Annotated in this window: 23 protein-coding genes; 8 read left to right on the top strand and 15 right to left on the bottom strand. The window is 67.7% G+C overall.

Annotated features, from left to right (window positions below):
* Positions 1 to 135: 135 nt before the first annotated feature.
* Positions 136 to 606: a hypothetical protein gene (locus tag A5655_RS27725; protein WP_156764716.1), complete on the bottom strand. Its 471-nt coding sequence runs from the start codon at positions 604 to 606 to the stop codon at positions 136 to 138.
* Positions 596 to 1,735 carry a site-specific integrase gene (locus tag A5655_RS05575; protein WP_067006644.1) on the bottom strand — a complete coding sequence of 380 codons (1,140 nt, stop codon included), beginning with the start codon at positions 1,733 to 1,735 and terminating at the stop codon, positions 596 to 598. Before A5655_RS05575 ends, A5655_RS27725 begins: the two co-directional genes overlap by 11 nt.
* A 292-nt stretch (positions 1,736 to 2,027) precedes the next feature.
* On the opposite strand from A5655_RS05575, the gene A5655_RS05580 reads away from it, so the two are divergent.
* Positions 2,028 to 2,417: a hypothetical protein gene (locus A5655_RS05580; protein WP_067006451.1), complete on the top strand. Its 390-nt coding sequence runs from the start codon at positions 2,028 to 2,030 to the stop codon at positions 2,415 to 2,417.
* A 21-nt stretch (positions 2,418 to 2,438) separates the two neighbouring features.
* Here the strand turns inward: A5655_RS05580 and A5655_RS05585 are convergent, their stop codons facing one another.
* The 7 genes from A5655_RS05585 to A5655_RS05610 all read right to left on the bottom strand — a co-directional run bounded on the left by A5655_RS05585 (position 2,439) and on the right by A5655_RS05610 (position 6,015).
* Positions 2,439 to 2,723: a hypothetical protein gene (locus tag A5655_RS05585; RefSeq protein WP_067006454.1), complete on the bottom strand. Its 285-nt coding sequence runs from the start codon at positions 2,721 to 2,723 to the stop codon at positions 2,439 to 2,441.
* 77 nt (positions 2,724 to 2,800) lie between these two features.
* Positions 2,801 to 3,301, bottom strand: coding sequence for a hypothetical protein (locus tag A5655_RS05590; protein ID WP_067006457.1), 501 nt, complete (start codon positions 3,299 to 3,301; stop codon positions 2,801 to 2,803).
* Positions 3,302 to 3,432: 131 nt separating this feature from the next.
* The gene (locus tag A5655_RS05595; protein ID WP_067006460.1) at positions 3,433 to 3,780 is read right to left on the bottom strand and encodes a DUF732 domain-containing protein; all 348 of its coding nucleotides are present in this window, start codon (positions 3,778 to 3,780) and stop codon (positions 3,433 to 3,435) included.
* 118 nt (positions 3,781 to 3,898) lie between these two features.
* Positions 3,899 to 4,195 (bottom strand): hypothetical protein, encoded by a 297-nt coding sequence (locus A5655_RS05600; protein WP_067006463.1) that lies wholly within the window; start codon positions 4,193 to 4,195, stop codon positions 3,899 to 3,901.
* Positions 4,196 to 4,330: 135 nt separating this feature from the next.
* Complete coding sequence (locus A5655_RS05605; protein ID WP_067006465.1) at positions 4,331 to 4,609, bottom strand: hypothetical protein; 279 nt, start codon at positions 4,607 to 4,609, stop codon at positions 4,331 to 4,333.
* Positions 4,610 to 4,619: 10 nt separating this feature from the next.
* Positions 4,620 to 4,823 (bottom strand): hypothetical protein, encoded by a 204-nt coding sequence (locus tag A5655_RS27730; RefSeq protein ID WP_156764717.1) that lies wholly within the window; start codon positions 4,821 to 4,823, stop codon positions 4,620 to 4,622.
* A 25-nt stretch (positions 4,824 to 4,848) separates the two neighbouring features.
* Positions 4,849 to 6,015, bottom strand: coding sequence for a glycosyltransferase (locus A5655_RS05610; RefSeq protein ID WP_067006468.1), 1,167 nt, complete (start codon positions 6,013 to 6,015; stop codon positions 4,849 to 4,851).
* Between the two features lie 50 nt (positions 6,016 to 6,065).
* On the opposite strand from A5655_RS05610, the gene A5655_RS05615 reads away from it, so the two are divergent.
* Positions 6,066 to 6,986 carry a cation diffusion facilitator family transporter gene (locus A5655_RS05615; protein ID WP_067006470.1) on the top strand — a complete coding sequence of 307 codons (921 nt, stop codon included), beginning with the start codon at positions 6,066 to 6,068 and terminating at the stop codon, positions 6,984 to 6,986.
* A 4-nt stretch (positions 6,987 to 6,990) separates the two neighbouring features.
* On the opposite strand, the gene A5655_RS05620 is transcribed toward A5655_RS05615, so the two are convergent.
* Positions 6,991 to 7,944: an alpha/beta fold hydrolase gene (locus A5655_RS05620; RefSeq protein WP_067006473.1), complete on the bottom strand. Its 954-nt coding sequence runs from the start codon at positions 7,942 to 7,944 to the stop codon at positions 6,991 to 6,993.
* A 37-nt stretch (positions 7,945 to 7,981) separates the two neighbouring features.
* On the bottom strand, positions 7,982 to 8,359 hold the full coding sequence (locus tag A5655_RS05625; RefSeq protein ID WP_067006476.1) for a DUF732 domain-containing protein: 378 nt from the start codon (positions 8,357 to 8,359) through the stop codon (positions 7,982 to 7,984).
* Between the two features lie 517 nt (positions 8,360 to 8,876).
* Between A5655_RS05625 and A5655_RS05630 the strand changes: the two genes are divergently transcribed.
* Positions 8,877 to 9,680, top strand: coding sequence for a transglutaminase family protein (locus tag A5655_RS05630; RefSeq protein WP_067006479.1), 804 nt, complete (start codon positions 8,877 to 8,879; stop codon positions 9,678 to 9,680).
* Positions 9,681 to 9,735: 55 nt separating this feature from the next.
* Here A5655_RS05630 and A5655_RS05635 read toward each other — a convergent pair whose 3' ends face one another.
* The 3 genes from A5655_RS05635 to A5655_RS05645 form a co-directional block, all read right to left on the bottom strand.
* Positions 9,736 to 11,370 carry a fatty acyl-AMP ligase gene (locus A5655_RS05635; RefSeq protein WP_067006482.1) on the bottom strand — a complete coding sequence of 545 codons (1,635 nt, stop codon included), beginning with the start codon at positions 11,368 to 11,370 and terminating at the stop codon, positions 9,736 to 9,738.
* A 234-nt stretch (positions 11,371 to 11,604) separates the two neighbouring features.
* Positions 11,605 to 13,095, bottom strand: a complete 1,491-nt coding sequence (locus A5655_RS05640) for a sodium:alanine symporter family protein (protein WP_231999079.1) — start codon at positions 13,093 to 13,095, stop codon at positions 11,605 to 11,607.
* 103 nt (positions 13,096 to 13,198) lie between these two features.
* Positions 13,199 to 13,531: a DUF732 domain-containing protein gene (locus A5655_RS05645; protein ID WP_082978497.1), complete on the bottom strand. Its 333-nt coding sequence runs from the start codon at positions 13,529 to 13,531 to the stop codon at positions 13,199 to 13,201.
* Positions 13,532 to 13,648: 117 nt separating this feature from the next.
* Between A5655_RS05645 and A5655_RS05650 the strand changes: the two genes are divergently transcribed.
* Genes A5655_RS05650 through A5655_RS05660 form a run of 3 tightly spaced genes read left to right on the top strand, consistent with a single transcriptional unit; the run spans position 13,649 to position 15,441 of the window.
* The gene (locus A5655_RS05650) at positions 13,649 to 14,386 is read left to right on the top strand and encodes a Clp protease N-terminal domain-containing protein (protein WP_067006484.1); all 738 of its coding nucleotides are present in this window, start codon (positions 13,649 to 13,651) and stop codon (positions 14,384 to 14,386) included.
* 21 nt (positions 14,387 to 14,407) lie between these two features.
* The gene (locus A5655_RS05655; RefSeq protein ID WP_067006487.1) at positions 14,408 to 14,917 is read left to right on the top strand and encodes a hypothetical protein; all 510 of its coding nucleotides are present in this window, start codon (positions 14,408 to 14,410) and stop codon (positions 14,915 to 14,917) included.
* Complete coding sequence (locus tag A5655_RS05660) at positions 14,905 to 15,441, top strand: N-acetyltransferase (RefSeq protein WP_082978498.1); 537 nt, start codon at positions 14,905 to 14,907, stop codon at positions 15,439 to 15,441. Before A5655_RS05655 ends, A5655_RS05660 begins: the two co-directional genes overlap by 13 nt.
* Here the strand turns inward: A5655_RS05660 and zapE are convergent.
* A complete protein-coding gene (gene zapE, locus A5655_RS05665) occupies positions 15,398 to 16,474 on the bottom strand; it encodes a cell division protein ZapE (RefSeq protein WP_067006490.1) in 1,077 nt (358 codons plus the stop codon). The genes A5655_RS05660 and zapE overlap by 44 nt on opposite strands.
* Here zapE and A5655_RS05670 point away from each other — a divergent pair.
* Both A5655_RS05670 and A5655_RS05675 read left to right on the top strand, forming a co-directional pair.
* On the top strand, positions 16,473 to 17,228 hold the full coding sequence (locus tag A5655_RS05670; protein ID WP_067006494.1) for a pyrimidine reductase family protein: 756 nt from the start codon (positions 16,473 to 16,475) through the stop codon (positions 17,226 to 17,228). The two genes, zapE and A5655_RS05670, sit on opposite strands and share 2 nt — an antisense overlap.
* The gene (locus tag A5655_RS05675) at positions 17,225 to 18,802 is read left to right on the top strand and encodes an alpha/beta fold hydrolase (RefSeq protein ID WP_156764719.1); all 1,578 of its coding nucleotides are present in this window, start codon (positions 17,225 to 17,227) and stop codon (positions 18,800 to 18,802) included. The genes A5655_RS05670 and A5655_RS05675 overlap by 4 nt, the downstream gene beginning before the upstream one ends.
* Positions 18,803 to 18,804: the final 2 nt, after the last annotated feature.

Here is an 18,804-nt window from a genome sequence, read left to right on the forward strand (position 1 = left end):
GTGCATGAGGGATCGACCCTCTGCTGGGAGGTTGTCGCTGGCCGGAGCTTCATGCCGGGCGCAGCAACTCTGACTGTACATGGTTAGTTGTGGGTAGGCATGGAACCACGCACGCCGAATGTCGCGAACCTGCCCCTATCTTGTGTCGATGAGTGAGCGCAGCGAGATTGCGGCAATGCCGTTCTCGGCCAGCGCATCGAGCTGAGCGCAGAACTCCGGCATGCGCCTTTCATAGGACAGCCCGCACCGGCCGCATCTCAAACGAATACGAACTCTGCCGGGCGCGGTTCCGTCAGAATGCGTCAGCATCTCGGCGCTCCTGCTCCTGGGCCGGTGAATGCTTAGCGGGCCAGGAGCAGGTACATCACTAGCGATGGTCCACAGGCCGAACGTCTCGGAGCCGCGTTTCATTGCAGCGGTGAGAATCTCATCTTCAGACCGGTTCAGCTCCATCACCGCAACGGCAAATACACCTTCAGCATCTTGTACCAAGCCCTCAGCGGCCAAAGCGCCATCAATCTTAAGGAATGGGCCCAGGACGGCCTCTGCGTGACTGGGCTCGGCGCAGTAAACGGTCAACCGGTAGTCGGGAAGTTTATGGGGCACCGGCAGATTCTTTCTGTGCGAGCTGTGACAGCGCGGCCGCGATCTGTGCGTCTCGATTGGCCGCTATGTGTTGGTATTTCAGTGCCGCGCTCACCGTGCTGTGGCCGAGCCGGCCCATCAATTCGGCGAGGGTCGCCCCTGTCTGAGCTGCCAATGTCGCTCCGGTGTGCCGAAGGTCGTGGAATCGCAAGTCGGGGCGCTTGGCTTTGTTGCGAGCCGGATAGTAGTAGCGATACAGCGACGACGGTTGAAGATGGTGGCCGTTGATGGCAGGAAACAACAGCGATTCGCGGGATGGGCCGGTATGCCGTTCAAGGTGCCGATCAACGACCGGCATCAGATGAGGCGGAACGGTGACATCACGCGATCCCGCGATGCTCTTGGGTGTCGTCGTTCGCATTTCGCCGTCAACGCGGACGACGCCACGGCGAACCTGAATCACATTCCCGATGATGTCTTTTCGACGTAGCTCGGCGAGTTCGCCGTAGCGCAATGCGCACCAGGCGGCTAGGAGCACCATGAGTCGCAGCCGTTCGGGCATTTCGGTGGCGATGGTTTCCAGCTCGGCGAGGGTTGCTGGTCGGATCTTGACTCGGCGCTCTGTGTTGCCGGCGCCAGAAATGGTGCAGGGATTGGCGTCGGCGATCCCCTCCGATGCCGCGGTGCCCAGGATCGTCGACAGCAGCGAGTAGGCGTGCGCGCGCATAACCGGCGCACCAATCGCACATGTCGCGTACCACTTGCGCACGGCGTCGGGGTTGATCGCGCGAACCGTCACGCGAGCAAATGTCGGGTTAATGTGATCCTCAAGGAGGGCCTCATAGTGCGCCAATGTCCTGTCCTTCAGCGGCCGCCCCTTGACGGTCCGGCGCTTCAGCCACTCGGTGGCGTAATCGGCGAACAGTGCGTTGGGCCGATCGTCCTGTCCGCTCGACGGTGACCAAAGGTTTCGGTCAATCTCCCGGCGTCGATCAGTGAGCCATGCTTCGCCATCTTGCTTTAGCGCGAACGTGGTCGGAGCCTCGTTGAGCATCCCGTCAGGTCCGGTGTAGCTGGCTTTCCAGCGGCCGGAGCGGAATTGCCGCAACCGCCCGAAACTGCGTCTCTGTTTACGATCCACCGATGTCACTGTCGCCGCCTTTTGCACCACATATGCACCACTATATCGGGTAGGTGTGGTTAATTGTGGTCAAGTCCGGTTAATGCTACTGTTCAGCGTGTCGCCTGGTCAGAGGCTTTCTGATGCAGGTCAGCAACAGTGTAGAGGGTTCTGATTGAGACTGGTTCAATCCCAGTATCGCGCACCAGTATCGCCGCACGTCAAAGCTTTTTTCGAGCGACGCCCAAACATCTGGCGCAACCGGCCTTCGCCCCCGGCGATCTCGCTGGCGGTCCGACCACCATTTGCTTACCCTCCTTCAATGCAGGGCAAGAAAATTGCTGTCGCGGGCGCGGCGATAGTTCTCGCAGGTTGCGGCGGGTCAGGCAAGACAGCAACGACGGTGACGTCCGCGGTGGAAATCACGAAAACGGTCACGGTGACCGCTCCGCCGCCACCGTTCGCCCCCAGGACCGTCATCGAAACCGACGGCACCTATCGGGTCGGCATCGACATCGTGGCGGGCACCTATCGCTCGGGTGGTCCCAGCCCCGAAGGAGGATCCGATTGCTATTGGGCGCGGCTGAGCAGTCTCAATGCAACCCACATCATCGATAGCGACATCGGCACCGGTCCTCAGGTGGTGATGATCGCGCCAACCGACAAGGCGTTCCTGACGCGTAGCTGCCAAACCTGGCACAAGACCGACTGATTTGCTTTTAAAGCGCCGCGGCTAGGGGTTCTCCTCGATGACGCACTGCACAATCGTGGCGGCCGTCTGCTGGTCGAATCCCATCCGCGCTACCTTCTGGGCCTCGGCGTCGGGGGAAACGCCAGATTTGAGGTCCTGCTCGATGACTCCAGCCCGCTGGAAGTTTTGTGGGTCCGGTTCCCCCAGCGGAAGTTCCTTGATGCCCCCGACGCAACGATTGAAACCGCTGTAATCAGCGTGAGCAGGCGACGCCCCCAGCAGAGCAATAGCCACGCCGGCCGCCGCAGCGAAATAGGTGAAACGCATTCTCGCATCGTATCGCCGAGCATGCCCGCGGCAAAGGGTTAAGCGAATTGAATTGCAGCGCAACAGCTTAGAGCAACTCACGCCTTCTCGGCCTTCATGTCCATGTCGATCGTGCCCTGGCACGCGCCGCTGAGGATCTCGGTGTGCATCACGCCGGAAAGCGACCCGTCGGGTTGCGGCGTGTAGCGCACGGTGGAGTGGGCCGGATTCCATTGGATGCTGGTGTCGGGCATCATGCAGTCCCACTGGAAATCGCTGACCTGCGTCCAGGACGACCCGTCCCAGGTGAATTGGACCGGTTGCGGAACCGTCGGGTTGCTCGGCGGCGGGCCGCTGACGATGGTGGCGACGCATTTTCCGCTCGAACAGCTCGAACGGAACCCATATGTATCGGTGTGCTGCACCTCGGGGTCACCGACGGCCATGCTGGTCCCGGACTTCGGACCGACCATGAACGTTATCGCGTACGTGCCGTTCCAGGACGCGGCGTCGGCGGAAGCGGGTGGGGCAAGCGGCAGGGCGATCGCGAGCGGCGCGGCACACAAACCAGCCAGACCGCGCAGACCATTCGGGGCCATCGGCTCCTCCTCTCATTCCGCGACAAACTTCGGAACTAGAGCGAAGTGCGTATACCCCATCTATACCCGTATTCCGCGCCTTCACCTAGACGCTTCCCCGGGCTAAAAACGACGACGCCAGCTAAGCCCGCTCAGCAGTGAGCGGCCCAGCACTGCTGCAGCGGGCAATAGGTCGCATGCGCGATTCGCACCATCGACCCGATCTCCCCGAGCGTGACGTTCCTCGGGTCCAGGGTGGAGTGGATGTTTTGCGCGATTTGGTCGTAGGTCCAACCCCACCCGAGATCGTCGCAGATAAGCCGCCCCATCGCGGTCAGCGCCTCGTCGTGGTCGGGCGGCCAGCTGAAGCCGGCGGCGCGCAGTTGGGTCAGGTACGCGTCGTCGACGGGATCGGCGGCCGCGGTCGCGGCGCCGGAAACCAACGCGGCGCCGGTCATGACGGGAATGGCCAGTGTGGCCAGCCAGCGAAGTGAGGGCATTCGGTGCGCTCTCTTTCTCCTCGGCGTTGAGGGGGCCGTAGAAGAATAGAGACGGCCGGGAAAAATCAGATTATGCGGAGCTGAATAATCGGCTTTCCCGACTGAAATGCCCGACCGGCTATGCGGCGTGCGGGTGATGCGGCAGCGCTTGCGCGGGAGCCTCTTTCGCGTCGTATTGGCCGGCCCACTCCCAGCGAAGCTGAGTCACCGGAGCCGCGGGCGCATCGTGCCGCTCCAACCGGCGCTCGATTTTCCGGTAGATCCACGCGACCGCGGTCAGCATCGCGACCGCGACGGCCAACACGGCCACGGCGTCGCCGAAGGCGATCAACAGGATGATGCCCCCGAAGATCCAGAACGCGGCGGCCTCCAGGTCGCGGTTCCCGTGGTGCCCATTGATCGTGATGTGCCGCATGTCTGCCTCGCTCGGTTCGGGTCGCCGCCTGATGCGACAACCGTCCCGTGCAACACCGGAGCGACGGCAGGCCTGCCCAAATCCGCGGCAATCGTGACCGACGTCACGGCGCGGATCACCCGATGAAGCGACGCCCTATTCGTCGGCCTCGTCGTGGTCTTCCTCGACGTCGTCGTCCTCGTACTCCTCGTCTTCGTCGTCGTCGAAGACGTCGAGCTCCAGGTCGAGGGGGTCCTCGCCGTACGGGTCGACGACGTATTGCTGCCAGTAGCCCGGCGCGAAGTAGATCTTGTCGGCGTGGTCGGCGTCGTCGCCGACCTCCACCATCAGGATTCCGTCTTTGATGTCGTAGCCGAATGCGTTGGGGTATTGGACACCGCCGTCGGCGGTTCGGATGTGAACGTCATATGCCACGGGCGGAAGTCTACGGAGTTGGCGGCGGCGAAGGCGGCCCAGACGGCGGGGGCTGCGACGGCGGCGGCTGTTGCGGGCAGTCGGGTTGGTAGATCCACACGCCGCCCGTTCGCGTCCAGGTGATCCCGCAGCCCAGCGGCACCACGCCGGGTGCTTCGGCCGGCGCAAGCAGGGCCGCCGTCAGTCCGACCACCAAGGCGAGCTTCACCCCCATCGTTCAAGCGTGGGATACGCGGCGGCTAGCCGCAACCCGAAACGGCGCCCTCCAGCAGATCGGCGGCGCGGGCCACGCTTTCGGCCGAGTTGGTCATCCTGGCGGCGACGTCACGGGCCCGCGCAGCGTAGTCCGGGGCAAGGACCGAGCGCAGGTCGGCGACCAGCGACTCCCGGGTCGTCATCGAAAGCTGGCGCGCGACACCTACTTTCAGCCGTTCGATGCCGGCCGCCCACAACGGCTGATCGAGCCAGAGCCACAGGACCACCGCCGGGATCCCGGCCCGCAGGCCCGCCGCCGTGACACCGGCCCCGCCATGATGCACGACGGCGCGGCACGCCGGCAGCACCACCGCATGGTTCACCGCGTCCACGATCTTCACGTGATCGGACGGTGGCGTACCGGCAAAGTCGTTGGGGCCGGCGCAAATCAGGGCCCGCTCCCCCAGCTGCGCGCAGGCCGCGCCGATCATGGCGACCAGCTCCCCCGGAGCCGAGACCGGCGTGCTGCCCAGCCCGAAGCAGATCGGCGGCGTCCCCGCCTCGATCCACGACAACACCTCGTCGTCGGCCGATGCCGGCAACTCGAGCGTCAACGCGCCGACGAAGGGCCGCCGGCCGTTCGGCTCCACAAGTTCGGCGGCCGGCCCGGGCAGGCAGAGCTCGTCGTAGGCCTGGATCTCCAGCGGCGTCGGCGCGGCCCCGTCCGGCAGCCCGAGCTCACGGCGCTGGGCCGCCGCGATGTCGTTGACCATGTTCGAATACAGCACCCCGGTGGAGAACACCCGCGTCGGGAAGAAATGCAGCGCGGCCAGCGGGATGCCGCGATGCTCCGCGACGATGGCGGCCAGCTCCTGCTCGTTGAAGCCGGCCACCAGCAGGTCGGCGTCCCTCGCGAGCGACGTCAGCGTGGCGGTCTTGCCCGCCCAAACCCGGGTGAGTTGCTCCATGACCTCGGGCAGCGCGGCGAACGGGTTGTCGACGCCGCGCACGAAATTCGCGGCCGAGTCCATCCGCTCCCGCGTGTCCGGTCCGTAGGCGACCGCGGCCAGCCCCGCCGACTCGACGAAGCCGACCTTGTCGGGCGACACCGCCATGCGGACGTCGTGGCCCCGGCGCAGCAGCTCGCGGGCCGCCGTCACGCACGGCTCGACGTCGCCGCGGCTCCCGTAGCCCACCACCACGACCCTCACGGACGCAACCTAACTCACGCCGTGGGTCGCCAGCTCGTAGCCTTGGCGGTATGCACGTGATCAACGGAGTCCGCGACCCCGCGGCGAGCTTCCCCCTCGAGACCCTGGCCGACGACGCGGGCGAGCGCCGCCAGGCCAACCGCGCCGTCGCCGTCAGCGCGGTCGGCTTGGCGCTGACCGGCCTCGTCGAACTGGCCATCGCGCTGGTGTCCGGATCGGTGGCGCTGCTCGGCGACGCGCTGCACAACCTGTCCGACGTTTCGACCAGCGCCCTGGTGTTCGTCGGTTTCCGGGCGTCCCGCAAGCTGCCCACCGAGCGCTATCCCTACGGCTACGAACGCGCCGAAGACCTCGCCGGCATCGGTGTGGCCCTGGTGATTTGGGGCAGCGCCGCGGTCGCGGGCTTCGAAAGCGTCACGAAGCTGCTCCGCCACGGCGGCACCGGGCACCTGGGCTGGGGAATCGCCGCCGCCGCGGTCGGCATCGCGGGCAATCAGCTGGTGGCCCGCTACAAGCTGGCGGTGGGCCGGCGGATCCGATCGGCGACCATGGTGGCCGACGCCAAGCATTCCTGGCTCGACGCGTTGTCCTCGGCGGGGGCGATGCTGGGGCTGATCGGCGTGGCCCTCGGCTGGGGCTGGGCGGACGCGGTCGCCGGGATCGTCGTCACCGCGTTCATCTGCCACGTCGGGTGGGAGGTGACCTCCGACATCGCGCACCGGCTGCTCGACGGCGTCGACCCAGAAATCATCACCACGGCCGAAACCGCGGCCGCCGCGATTCCGGGCGTCATGCACGCCCACGCGCGGGCCCGCTGGACGGGACGCACCCTCCGGGTCGAGGTGGAAGGCTTCCTCGACCCGAAAACCCCACTCGCCCAGGCCGATCGGATCGGTCGCAGCGTGGCCGCGGCGCTGACGCCGAAGATCCCCGAGATGCACAGCTTCAGCTGGACCGCGCGGGCCGCCTAAACACCTAAACCCGTTGCGCCGGAAACGATTCGACGACCTTGATCAGTTCGTCGGGCGCTTCCCAGTTCAGCAGGTGCCCCGCGTCGGGCACGGTGACCAGCCGCGCGCCCGGAATTCCCTCGGCGAGCCGGCGCGAATGGCTCGTCGGCGTCGTGCGATCAGCGGAGCCGACCATCACCGCGGTCGGCACCGCGATCTCGCCCAGCCGCGGGTAGCGATCCTCGTGGGAGAAGGCCCGCACGATCGGCAGCAGCGGCCCGTGTTCGTCAAGGTGCTGGTTGAAGAAGTCGACGAACACCGAGACCATGGTCGGTGACGGGCGCGCGCCGCACTGCGCGGCACCGAACAGCGTTGCGACGGTGTCGTTGCGCATCAGCCGTTGCAGGATGCCGTATTCCAGCAGCGGGATCTGCAGCCGGTTCTGCGGCGCCCCGTCCAGGATGCGGCCCGCCCAGGTGGCGAACAACACCAGCCCGCGCAGCCGAGGTGCCACGTCGGCGTGGTCGAGCACGGCGCGGATGGTGACGAACCCGCCCATCGAGTGCCCGACGAGCACGCCGTCTTGAACGTCGAAGTGCTGCAGGACCGCGGCGAGGTCGGCCGCCATGGGCTCCGATCCGATCCCGTCGGAGCCGAGCGTGGAGCGTCCGTGGCCGCGCTGGTCGAACGCGATGACGCGAAATCCCCTGGCCTGCAGCTCATCCCACACGAGATTCCACTCGAGGATGCGGGCGGTATAGCCGTGCACGAGGATCACCGGCGGGCCCTGCCCCGCGACCAGCGCGTGCAGGACCGTCCCGTCGGGCCGGGCAATCCGAACCTGCTCGCCGTCCGGCTCGGCGAGAAGCCGTTCGCGTGGATACGGATCCGGGTTGCGCGCTATCCGCGCGGCCATCGCCCGTGCGGCGCCCCAACCCAGCAAACCGGCCGCCGACGCGATGACCATCCCCTTGCGCATGGCTCATTATGGCGGGCGGGCAAGCCCGGTGGTGGGGTTAGTCGCCGACCGCACCCTCGGGCTTGGGGCCCCGGCCCTCGCCGGTGATGTACTTGGGGCAATACGCGCCGAGCGCGATCACCGTGAACTTGGCGGCGCCGTTGCCGGTAAACCCGTTGCGCTGCTGCAGGTTTCCGATGATTTCCTCTTCGGTCGACCCGGTGTCCTCCAGCTGGCACAGCGTCTTGGCGGCCGAAATCGCAGCCTTCGGGTCCTGGTAGGTGATGCCGGCGAACTTGAGCGCGGACAGGAAGTCGGCGTCGGTGGCCGGATCGCTCGCAGCGGCCGGATCGGTGGCGGCGTCAGGGTCGGCGTACGCCGGCGCGGCCAGGCCGATCACGGCGACCACGGCTGCCATCCCCCACAGAGACCTCATGACGCCGCCATCGTCCCAGACTCGCGCCGTCCCCGCATCCCGGGGTACGTGGGCGCGGCAACTACTTGCGGTTCGGTGACGTGTAGGTCAAGCGCACCCACGGCACGCTCGATGGCTTCCGGGTCGGCGCGGAGCAGGTCTTACCTACGGCTCGCGTGTAGATTGGTCGGTAAGTCGTTCGTTTGGCCACTGCCATCGTAGACATTTTTGCGCAGATGAGCAGCTCACGAATCGAACGCCCCCTCTCGACAGATCCACGTTTGGGCAGAAACCCAACTGATATGAGGACCCCGCACATATGAAATCGTCCAACTTGTTTTCACATCGCTACGAGCCCGAGGTCGTGTCCGACACCGGTCGCGACTCGGAACCGGTGCAACTTCCTACTTTCTCCGACCGACCCAACGGTGATTCCGAGGCGACGACGCCACCGTCGTGAATCCCTTGACCGGGGCGCGGCGGCGCGCTTGGCAGCGGCAGTGACCGAGGGTTGACTGTCAGGCGACAGGAGGGACAGATGAGACGAGAGGTCGCCGCTGAACTCGAGGTCGAGATCACCGCGCCGACGACCTTGGAGTTCCAGATCGCCGTCGCACCGCATCCCAACACCGAGGTATCCGAGTCGATGTCATTCGTCTTGGACGGAAAGCCTCTGCGGCCGTTGGAGATCAGCGGTGTGCACGGTAACCGCATCCACAAGCTGGACGTCCCGGTGGGGGACCTCAAGGTCGACTACTCCGCGACGATCGTTGGGCAAACCGACCCGGCACCGGTGACCGAATATGACCTATCGTTGTACTTGCGTCCGAGCCGCTACGCCGAGTGCGACAAGTTCTTCGGTTTCGCCGCAACCGAATTCGGCAGGTACATCGACTCGGCGACCCTGTTGGAGAAGGTTTCCCGTTGGGTCGGCAGCCGGCTGAACTATGTACCGGGCTCGAGCGACCCCATCGACGGCGCGGCGGATACCTTGCTCTCCGGCGCCGGCGTATGTCGAGACTTCGCGCATCTCGTGGTGGCTTTGTTACGGGCCGTCAAGGTGCCGGCCCGCGTTGTTTCGGTGTATGCGCCCGGCTTGTACCCGATGGACTTTCATGCGGTAGCCGAGGCGTTCGTCGATGGACACTGGCGAGTCGTCGACGGCACTCTCTTGGCGCCGAGACAAAGCCTCGTGCGCATCGCCACCGGACGCGATGCCGCCGACATCGCCTTCCTCGACAACCACAACGGCGCGATCACGCTGGACAAACTGGTGGTGACCGCCGTCGTTGACGGCGATCTGCCCAGGGACTCGATCGACCAGCTGGTGTCGATCCGCTGAAGCCGGGCCTCGTCGTGGCGAAGCCTTTGTGTGTCAGCGCTTCTTGTTGTGTGATTCAGCTGACCAGTCCCAGCGCGTGGGCGCGCCGCAGCTTGCCCGACGGCGTTTTCGGGATCATCCCGGGCTGCAGCACGACCACGTTTCGGGGGCGGACATCGACTTCGGCGAACACCTCGTGCGCCACCTGCCGCTCGATGCGGCGCGCTTGCGCCTGGTCGTCGTACTCCTTGGATTCCACCGCCACCGCGAACGTCTCCCGCGATTGCCCCGCGTCGAGTCGCACCGCGACCGAACAGCCCGGCCGCACCCCGGCCACCCGGCAGGCGGCGCGCTCGATGTCGGTCGGGTAGATGTTGCGGCCAGCCATGATGATCACGTCCTTGAGCCGCCCGCACAGCACCACATTGCCGTCTTCGGTGAGATAGCCCAGGTCGCCGGTGTCATACCAGCCCCGCTCATCCTGCGCAGGGATGAACCCGGCCACCGTGGTGTAGCCATTGGTCACCGGTTCACCGCGTACCTCGATGACGCCCACGCCGCGCGGCGGCAGCACACACCCTTCCTCGTCGATGACGCGCAGCTCCAGGCCCTCCAGCGGTCGGCCCAGTGAGACGAGTCGGCGGGTATGTCCCCTGCTCGCGGGGACCGCCCGGTGCAGGATGGCCAGCAGGGCGGCGTCCACCTCGTCGACGAGCATGCCGCCGCCGCACGCGGAGAACGACACCGCAACAGTCGTCTCGGCCATGCCGTAGGCGGGGATGATCGCCTCGGGTTTCAACCCGAACGGCGCCCCGGACTCGCAGAGGTCCTCGACGTCGAGCGGGTCCACCTGTTCGGCGCCCGAGAGCGCCCACCGCAGCGAGGACAGGTCGAAGTCCCCGGGTGTGGCCTGCCTGCGCAACCGCTTGGCCAACAGGTTGTAGGCAAAGTTGGGCGCGGCGGTCATAGTGCCCTTGTATTTATCAATCAGCTTGGCCCACAACAACGTATCGCGCAGGAAGTCCATTGGCGTGACCTTTACCAGCTCGGCGCCGACGTACATCGGCACCGTCAGATAGCCCGTCATGCCCATGTCGTGGAAGCACGGCAGCCAGCTCACGATCACGTCGGTATCAAGGTCGAAGTTGCAGCCGACCATCATGGCTTCCGCGTTGGCGACGATGTTGGCGTGCGTGATCTGAACCGCCTTGGGCGATCCCGTCGAGCCCGATGTCAGCTGCATCAGCGCCACGTCGTCATCGCGGGTGTCGACGGGTGCGACGGGGGCGTTCGCAAGCAGCGTCTCGACGGTAAGCACCGTCATCCCGAGACCCGACAGCACCGGCGCGGCGGCCATGAACGGCTCCGAGATGACAACGGCTTTCGCCGACAGCATGTTGATGACGCCGGTTGTCTCCTCGGCCCAACGCGCCAGGTCGGTGCGCGGGGTGGGCTGATGCAACATGGTGACGCTTGCGCCGCGCATCCAGATGGCTTGCGCGGTGGGCGCGATCTCGACCGGTGCGCCCGCGAGCACGGCGACAGCGTCGCCGTGCCCGATGCCCGCCGCCGCCAGCCCACCGGCCACCCGACGAGCCCGCGCGTGCACTTCTGCCCAGGTATGCCGGGCGGGTGCGTGCGGCTCGCCGGTGACCATCCCCTTGGGGCTCGACCGCGCGTTTTCGTACATCGTCTCGGTAAATCGGCTCACGGCGATCCTTTGGCTCAGGTGTTTGCAGGCGCGCTAGGAGTTGTGGAAGCCGCTGGGTTCGGCCGCCGTCGAGCACTGTTGGCGTCGATGATGACTGCGGGCGTGCTAAAACCCTTCGTATTCAGCCCAGATGGCGTGTCAGACGGGCTGACTGTATCGAGCCAAAGCCCTGCGCAGCGCGGAGCGCGCGGAACGCAGTCCAGATCGTGACAATTGGGGCCTCGGCGGCGAGGGCTACGCCGCCGGCCGGCTCAGCCGCAACGAGTCGGGCAGCGCACCGACCTGCCGGCGCTCCGGGACCTCCCAGATGTCGCCGGCCAGAATGCCCGGCAGCCCGGCCTCGCTGGCGATGAAGACGGGATAGGCGCCGCGCATGGACTGGCGGTGAAAGTCGCGCACCGTGGCGAACGCCCACTTGCTCAGCAGGCAGATCGCGACCAGGTTGGCGATGGACATCAGCGCCATCGTCAGGTCGGCGAGCGCCCACACCAGCTTGAGCTGGGACATCGCGCCGAACACGATCGCCCCGAGTGTCACCACCTTCAGCGCGTTGGTCGCCAGTTGCCGGCCGCCCAGGAAGAACAGGTTGGCCTCGGCGCACACGTAATTGCTGAGCACCGAGGCGAATCCGAACACGAAGACCACGGCGGTCATCACCACGGTGGTCCAGGATCCCAGGCCGGCGGCGACGGCCGACTGCGTCAGGCTGGCGCCCGCGATCGAACCGGTGTGGGCCGGATCGTAAACGCCGGGGCCCGCCATCAGCACGATGAACGCCGTCGCGGTGCAGATCACCATGGTGTCGACGAAAACGGCGAGCGACTGAATCAGGCCCTGCTCCACCGGATGTGACACCGTCGCGGCGCCGGCGATGTTGGGCGAGCTGCCCATCCCCGCCTCGCACGCGAACAGCCCGCGCTTGACCCCGGTCAGCATGGCCGTCGCGATGCCCCCCGCGAATCCACCCGCCAGCTGCTTGATTCCGAACGCGCCGCCGACGATCTCCTCGAGGACGGCCGGCAACGCCGAGATGTTGACGGCGACGATCGCCAACGCCAGCAACGCGTACGTCAGCGCCGCGACCGGGATGACCCGCTCCGCGAACCTGGCGACGCTGCGCACCCCGCCGAAGAGGACCGCCGCCGCGAGCACGGCCAATCCCGTTGTCGTCCAACCGATGCCGACACCGTGCGACGACTTCAGCACACCGCTGATCGCGTTGGTTTCCACCATGTTGAACGCCGTCGAGAACGTGACCACGAGCAGCACGGCGAAGAACACGCCGCCCGTGCGTGAGCGCAGGCCGCGCTGGATGTAGAACGCGGGGCCGCCGCGGAAGGCGCCGTCGTCCGAGCGGACCTTGAAGACCTGGGCGAGGGTGGCCTCGATCAGCGCCGTCGCCATCCCGACGCCGGCGACCACCCACATCCAAAAGATCGCGCCCGGACCGCCGACGGTAAGCGCGATCGCCACGCCGGCGATGTTTCCGGTGCCCACGCGCGACGCGAGGCCCACGCAGAAGGCCTGAAAAGAGGAGATCCCACCGTCTTGGCGGTGGGACCTGCGGAGCTGGCGAAGCATGCGCCCGAAGTAGCGGATCTGAATGAATCGGGTGCGCACCGTGAAATAGATGCCGACGCCGATGAGCAGGTACACGAGGACATGACAACTCAGGGCATTGCTCAGCGGGTCGATCCACCGCGCCTGAACGAAGTCCAAATCCATCCCCAACCTGGGCCGTTTGCTCGCCGCAGCGTAAACGCGAAATGTTGAGGACAGGTTTCGTTAACCGGCGGTTGGCCGGCGTGTTTGTAAAAATCCAGTGACGCTAGGCGCCGCCGCTGACCTTGCCGCCGCTGGCCGCAAGGGTTTGCGGGCAGTACACGTTGGCCGCGATCGCGGTGAACCGGGCCGCGTTGTCCCCGTGCAGCCCGGGGTTTTGGGCCTGGATCGTCTTGACGACGTCCACCGTCTGCGTCCCCTTGCCCATCGCGTCGCACACCCACCTTCCGGCCCCGATCGCCGGCCCCGGGTCCGGGAAGGTGATGCCGGCCGCGCGCAGCGAGACCAGGAAGGCGTCGTCGGTGTCGTCCGCCCGCGCGGGCCCGGCCATGCCGACCAGGGCGGCCAAGCCCGCCAACGTCAGGAGCAGCGGTTTCACGGTGTCTGATCGTGCCAGAGCGTAGGAACGGGCGCACCCCAAATCACGAATTACGGCCGCCGCACTGCGTCAACCAGAGGTTGACACGATGCATGCCGTCAACCTAATGTTGACGGCATGTCCGAACCGACCCCCATCGCCTACCCCGTCCGCCTCGACGAGCTGATCACCGCCATCAAACGGGTGCACCCGGACGTCCTGGACCAGCTCGCCGACGCCGTCCTGGCCGCCGAGCACCTGGGCGAGGTCGCCGACCACCTGATCGGGCATTTCGTCGATCAGGCCCGCCGCTCCGGAGCCTCCTGGACCGACATCGGCAAGAGCATGGGCGTGACCAAACAGGCCGCCCAGAAGCGGTTCGTCCCGCGCGCCGAGCCCACCACGCTGGACGACCAACAGGGCTTCGGGCGCTTCACGCCGCGGGCCCGCAATGCCGTGGTGGCCGCCCAGAACGCCGCGCACGAGGCCGGCAACGGCGAGATCACGCCCGACCACCTGCTGCTCGGCGTCCTCAGCGACCCGGCCGGCCTGGCCACGCTGCTGCTGCAACGGCAACAGGTCGACGTCGAGGCGCTCCGGGCCGCCGTCAGCCTGCCCCCGGCGGTCGGCGAACCCCCAGAGCTCATCCCGTTCAGCGGCCCGGCGCGCAAGGCGCTGGAGCTGACGTTCCGCGAGGCACTTCGGTTGGGCCACAACTACATTGGCACCGAGCACCTGCTGCTGGCGCTGCTCGAACTCGAGGACGGCGCGGGGCCGCTGCACCGGTGCGGCGTCGACAAGGACCGCGTTGATGAGGATGCCGCCGCCGCGCTCGAAGCACTGGCCAGCGGCAAGAACCCCTCCCCTTCGCCATAGCCCCTGTGCGATCATGCGAGGATGCATCGCTGGCTGATCGCCCTGTCCGTGTTGATCGTCGCGGCCGCGAACCTCGCGGCGCCGCGCGCGTGGGCGGGCGACGCGCCGATCGGTCACATCGGCGACACGCTGCGGGTGGACACCGGCAAGTACATCGCCGACGTCACGGTCAGCAGCGTGGCCCCGTGCGACCCGCCGCCGGGATTCGGCTACACCCGCGAGGGCGTCCCGGTCAAAAGCTTCCCGGGCAGCACCGTCGATCGCGCCGACGTGACCGTCCGCGCTGTCCGGGTGCCCAACCCGTTCATCATGGCCACCGAGTTCAGCTTTGACGGCGTGACCCCGTTCGCCGACGCCTACAAGCCGCGGGCGTCCGATGCGCCCGACGCGCTGGACAACGTGCTCGTCAACGCGCCGAACGGGGCGATCGTGCGCGGCGCGGTGTATTGGGACGCCTACCGCGACCCGGTCTCCACCGTCGTGCTGCTGGACAAGAAGACGGGCTATCACCTGGCCCAGTGGAACCTCTGACCCTGGACGTACGCGTCGTCACGGCGGGTTCGGTCGACACCGCGGAGCTGGCCGACGTTGCGGCGCAGACCTTTCCGCTGGCGTGTCCCCCGGCGACCGCCGCGGCGGACATCGCCTCGTTCGTCGAGACCAACCTGTCGGCCGAGCGCTTCGCGGAGTACCTGGCCGATCCGCGCCGCGCGATCCTCACCGCGACGCGCGACGGCCGAATCCTCGGCTACGCCATGGTCATTCGCGACGCCGGCGACGACGCCGCCGAGCTGTCCAAGATCTACGTGCTGCCCGATCAGCACGGCACCGGCGCGTCGGCGGCGCTGATGGACCTCGCGGTGGCCACCGCGCAGCAGTGGGGCGTGCGCCGCTTGTGGCTGGGCGTCAATCAGGCGAACCAACGCGCGCAACGCTTTTACCGCAAGCACGGGTTTGAGGTCAGCGGCACCAGGACGTTTCGGGTGGGCGCCGGCCTCGAGAACGACTACGTCATGGTTCGCGAGCTTGGGTCAGCGCCACCAGCCGCGACGTAGCCCGCAGGTACTTCTTTCGGTAGCCACCGGCCAGCATCTCCTCGCTGAAGACGGTGTCCAGCCTCGCGCCGGACGCGACCACCGGGATGCCGGCGTCGTAGAGCCGGTCGGTCAGCGACACCAGCCGCAGGGCCACGTTCTGATCGTCAATGCGGTGCACGCCGGTCAGGAACACCGCCGTCACACCCTCGATCAGCGTCAGGTACCGCGACGGGTGCATGGTGGCCAGGTGCGCGCACAGCGCGTCGAAATCGTCGAGCGTCGCCCCGTCGACCGCGGCGGCGCGCGCGGTGACCTCCTCGTCCGACGACGGTTGCGGCGCCGGCGGCAGGCCGCGGTGCCGGTAGTCGGGCCCCTCGATCCGTACCGTGGTGAAAATGCTTGCCAGCGTGTTGATTTCGCGCAGGAAGTCCTGGGCGGCGAAGCGGCCCTCGCCGAGCTGCTCGGGCAGGGTGTTCGAGGTGGCGGCGATCGACACCCCACGCTCCACCAACGAGGAGAGCAGCCGCGAGATCAGGGTGGTGTTGCCCGGATCGTCGAGCTCGAACTCGTCGATGCACACCGCCGTGTAGCCGGCGAGCATCTCGATGCATTCGGCGAAGCCGAACACCCCGGCCAGCTGGGTGAGCTCGCCAAAGGTGGCGAACGCCTTGGGGGTTGGGGGCTCGGGCCCGCTTCCGGGCAGCTGGTAGTAGGCCGAGGCGAGCAGGTGGGTCTTGCCCACGCCGAACCCGCCGTCGAGATACAGCCCGACGCCGGGTGACACGGCCCGCCTGCCCAACAGCTTTCGCCGGCCGGCCCGGCGCTCGACGGCCTGCCGGCAGAAGTCCTGGCACGCTGCGACGGCGTCCGCCTGGCTCGGTTCCCGCGGATCCGGGCGATACGTCGCGAAGCTCACGTCGACGAACGTTGGCGGCGGCCGCAATTGGGCGATCAGCCGCTCCGGCGACACGGTCGGATGCCGATCCACCAGATGCCCCACGCGGCCCCCGTGCATGCAGGAACTGTAGCGGCGTGCTGCAATCAAGCTCATGCCAGAGACCCCGCTGACGCTGCTCGGGTCGACGCGGGAAATCGACGACGCCGAACTCGCCCGCCTCTACGGCTATCCGGAGCGGGACGGCACCTGCGTGCGCGCGAATTTCATCACCAGCGTCGACGGCGGCGCCACCGCCGACGGCAGCAGCGGTGCCATGGGCGGGCCGGGCGACCGGCACATCTTCAACCTGCTGCGGGAACTGGCCGACGTGATCGTGGTCGGCGCGGGCACGGTGCGCATCGAGGGCTATTCCGGCGCGCACCTGGCCGTCGCGCAGCGCCAGGGGCGGCAGGCCCGCGGGCAGAGCGAGGTGCCGCGGCTGGCGATCGTCACCAAGTCGGGCCGCCTTGACCGCGACATGGCGGTGTTCACCCGGACCGAGGTGCCGCCGCTGGTGCTCACCTGCGCCGCGACGGCCGCGGAGACGAGCCGGCGGCTCGGCGACCTGTGCGAGGTGCTCGACTGCTCCGGCGGCGACCCCGCACAAGTCGACGAGGCCGCCCTGCTGGCGGGGCTGGCGGCGCAGGGAATGCGCCGCGTGTTGACCGAGGGCGGGCCGATGCTGCTCGGCGCATTCGTCGACCGCGACCTGCTCGACGAGCTGTGCCTGACGATCGCGCCCTACCTGGTCGGCGGCCTGGCCCGGCGCATCGCGACGGGCCCCGGCCAGGTGCTGACCCGGATGCGCCGCGCCCACCTGCTCACCGACGAGGCCGGCTACCTTTACGCCCGCTACGTCCGGGGATAGCTACTGTGGTCGGCATGAGTCGGCAGATCGCGTCCGCCACGATCCTGGTGGCGGTGACCGCGTTGGTCGCCGGCTGCGTTCCCGGGCTGGGCGCGGACCCGCGCTTCGCCACCAATTCCGGTGCCCGACCGCAGGGCGCGGCCACCACGAAGCCCCCGCCGGCCGGTCCCCCGCCGATCGCCGCGCCCAAGAACGACCTGTCCTGGCGCGACTGCACGGCGAAGGTGTTCGGCGACGCGGCCGTGCCCGCGGCGCCGGACGTGCAGCTGGACTGCGCGACCTACGACACCGACCTCGACCCCGTCAACGGCGGGTCGGGAACGCTCAGCATCGGCGTGGTCCGCGCGCGCTCCGCCAAGACGCCGCACGACGCCGGTCCCCTCGTCTTCACCACCGGCACGGACCTGCCGTCCTCGGTACAGTTGCCGGCCTGGCTCGCCCGGGGCGGCGCCGACGTGCTGCAAACCCACCCGATCGTGGCCGTCGACCGGCGCGGCATGGGCATGTCGAGCCCGATCGACTGCCGCGACCCGCTCGACCGGCAGGCGATGCGCGACCAGGCGCAGTTCCAGACCGGCGACGACCCCGTCGCCAACCTGTCCGACATCTCCAACACCGCCACCACCAACTGCACCGACGCCATCGCCCCGGGCTCCTCGTCCTACGACAACTCGCACGCCGCCTCCGACATCGAGCGCCTGCGCAGCCTGTGGGACGTGCCCGCGGTCGCGCTGGTCGGTGTCGGCAACGGCGCCCAGGTGGCGCTGGCCTATGCCGCGTCGCGGCCCGACCGGGTGGCCCGGCTGATCCTCGACTCCCCAATTGCCTTGGGCGTCAACGCCGAAGCCGCCGCCGAGCAACAGGTCAAGGGCCAGCAGGCCGCGCTCGACGCGTTCGCCGCCCAGTGCGTCGCCGTCAACTGCGCGCTGGGCCCGGACCCCAAGGGCGCCATCAGCGCGATGCTGGCCGACGCCCGCGCGGGCAAGGGGCCCGGCGGCGCGCCGGTGTCCGCGGTGGCCAACGCCATCACTGTCGCGTTGGGCTTCCCCTCGGGCGGACGCGTCGGCGCCACGCAGAGCCTGGCCAACGCGCTGGCGGCCGCCCGGTCCGGGGACGCCAACCAGCTGAACAACCTGATCGGGCACGCGTACTCGCTCACCGACTCGGACGGCCAGTTCGTCAACTCCTGCAGCGACGCGATCAACCGGCCGACCCCGGACCGGGTGCGCGAACTCGTGGTGGCGTGGGCGAAGCTCTATCCCCAATTCGGCCCCGTTGCCGCGCTCGGCTTGGTGAAATGCGTGCACTGGCCGACCATTCCGCCGCCCGCGCCGCCGAAGGATCTCAAGGTCGACGTCCTGCTGGCGGGCGTGCAGAACGACCCGATCGTCGGCAACGAGGGGACCGCCGCGACGGCGGCCATGATCATCAACGCCAACGCGGCCAGCAAGCGGGTGATGTGGCAGGGCATCGGCCACGGCGCCAGCATCTATTCGCCCTGCGCGGTCCCGCCGCTGGTCGGCTATCTCAACAGCGGCAAGCTGCCCGGGACCGACACTTACTGTCCCGCCTGATA

Origin of the sequence: Mycobacterium sp. 1081908.1 (genome assembly GCF_001673535.1) — a bacterium.
GTDB lineage: Bacteria > Actinomycetota > Actinomycetes > Mycobacteriales > Mycobacteriaceae > Mycobacterium.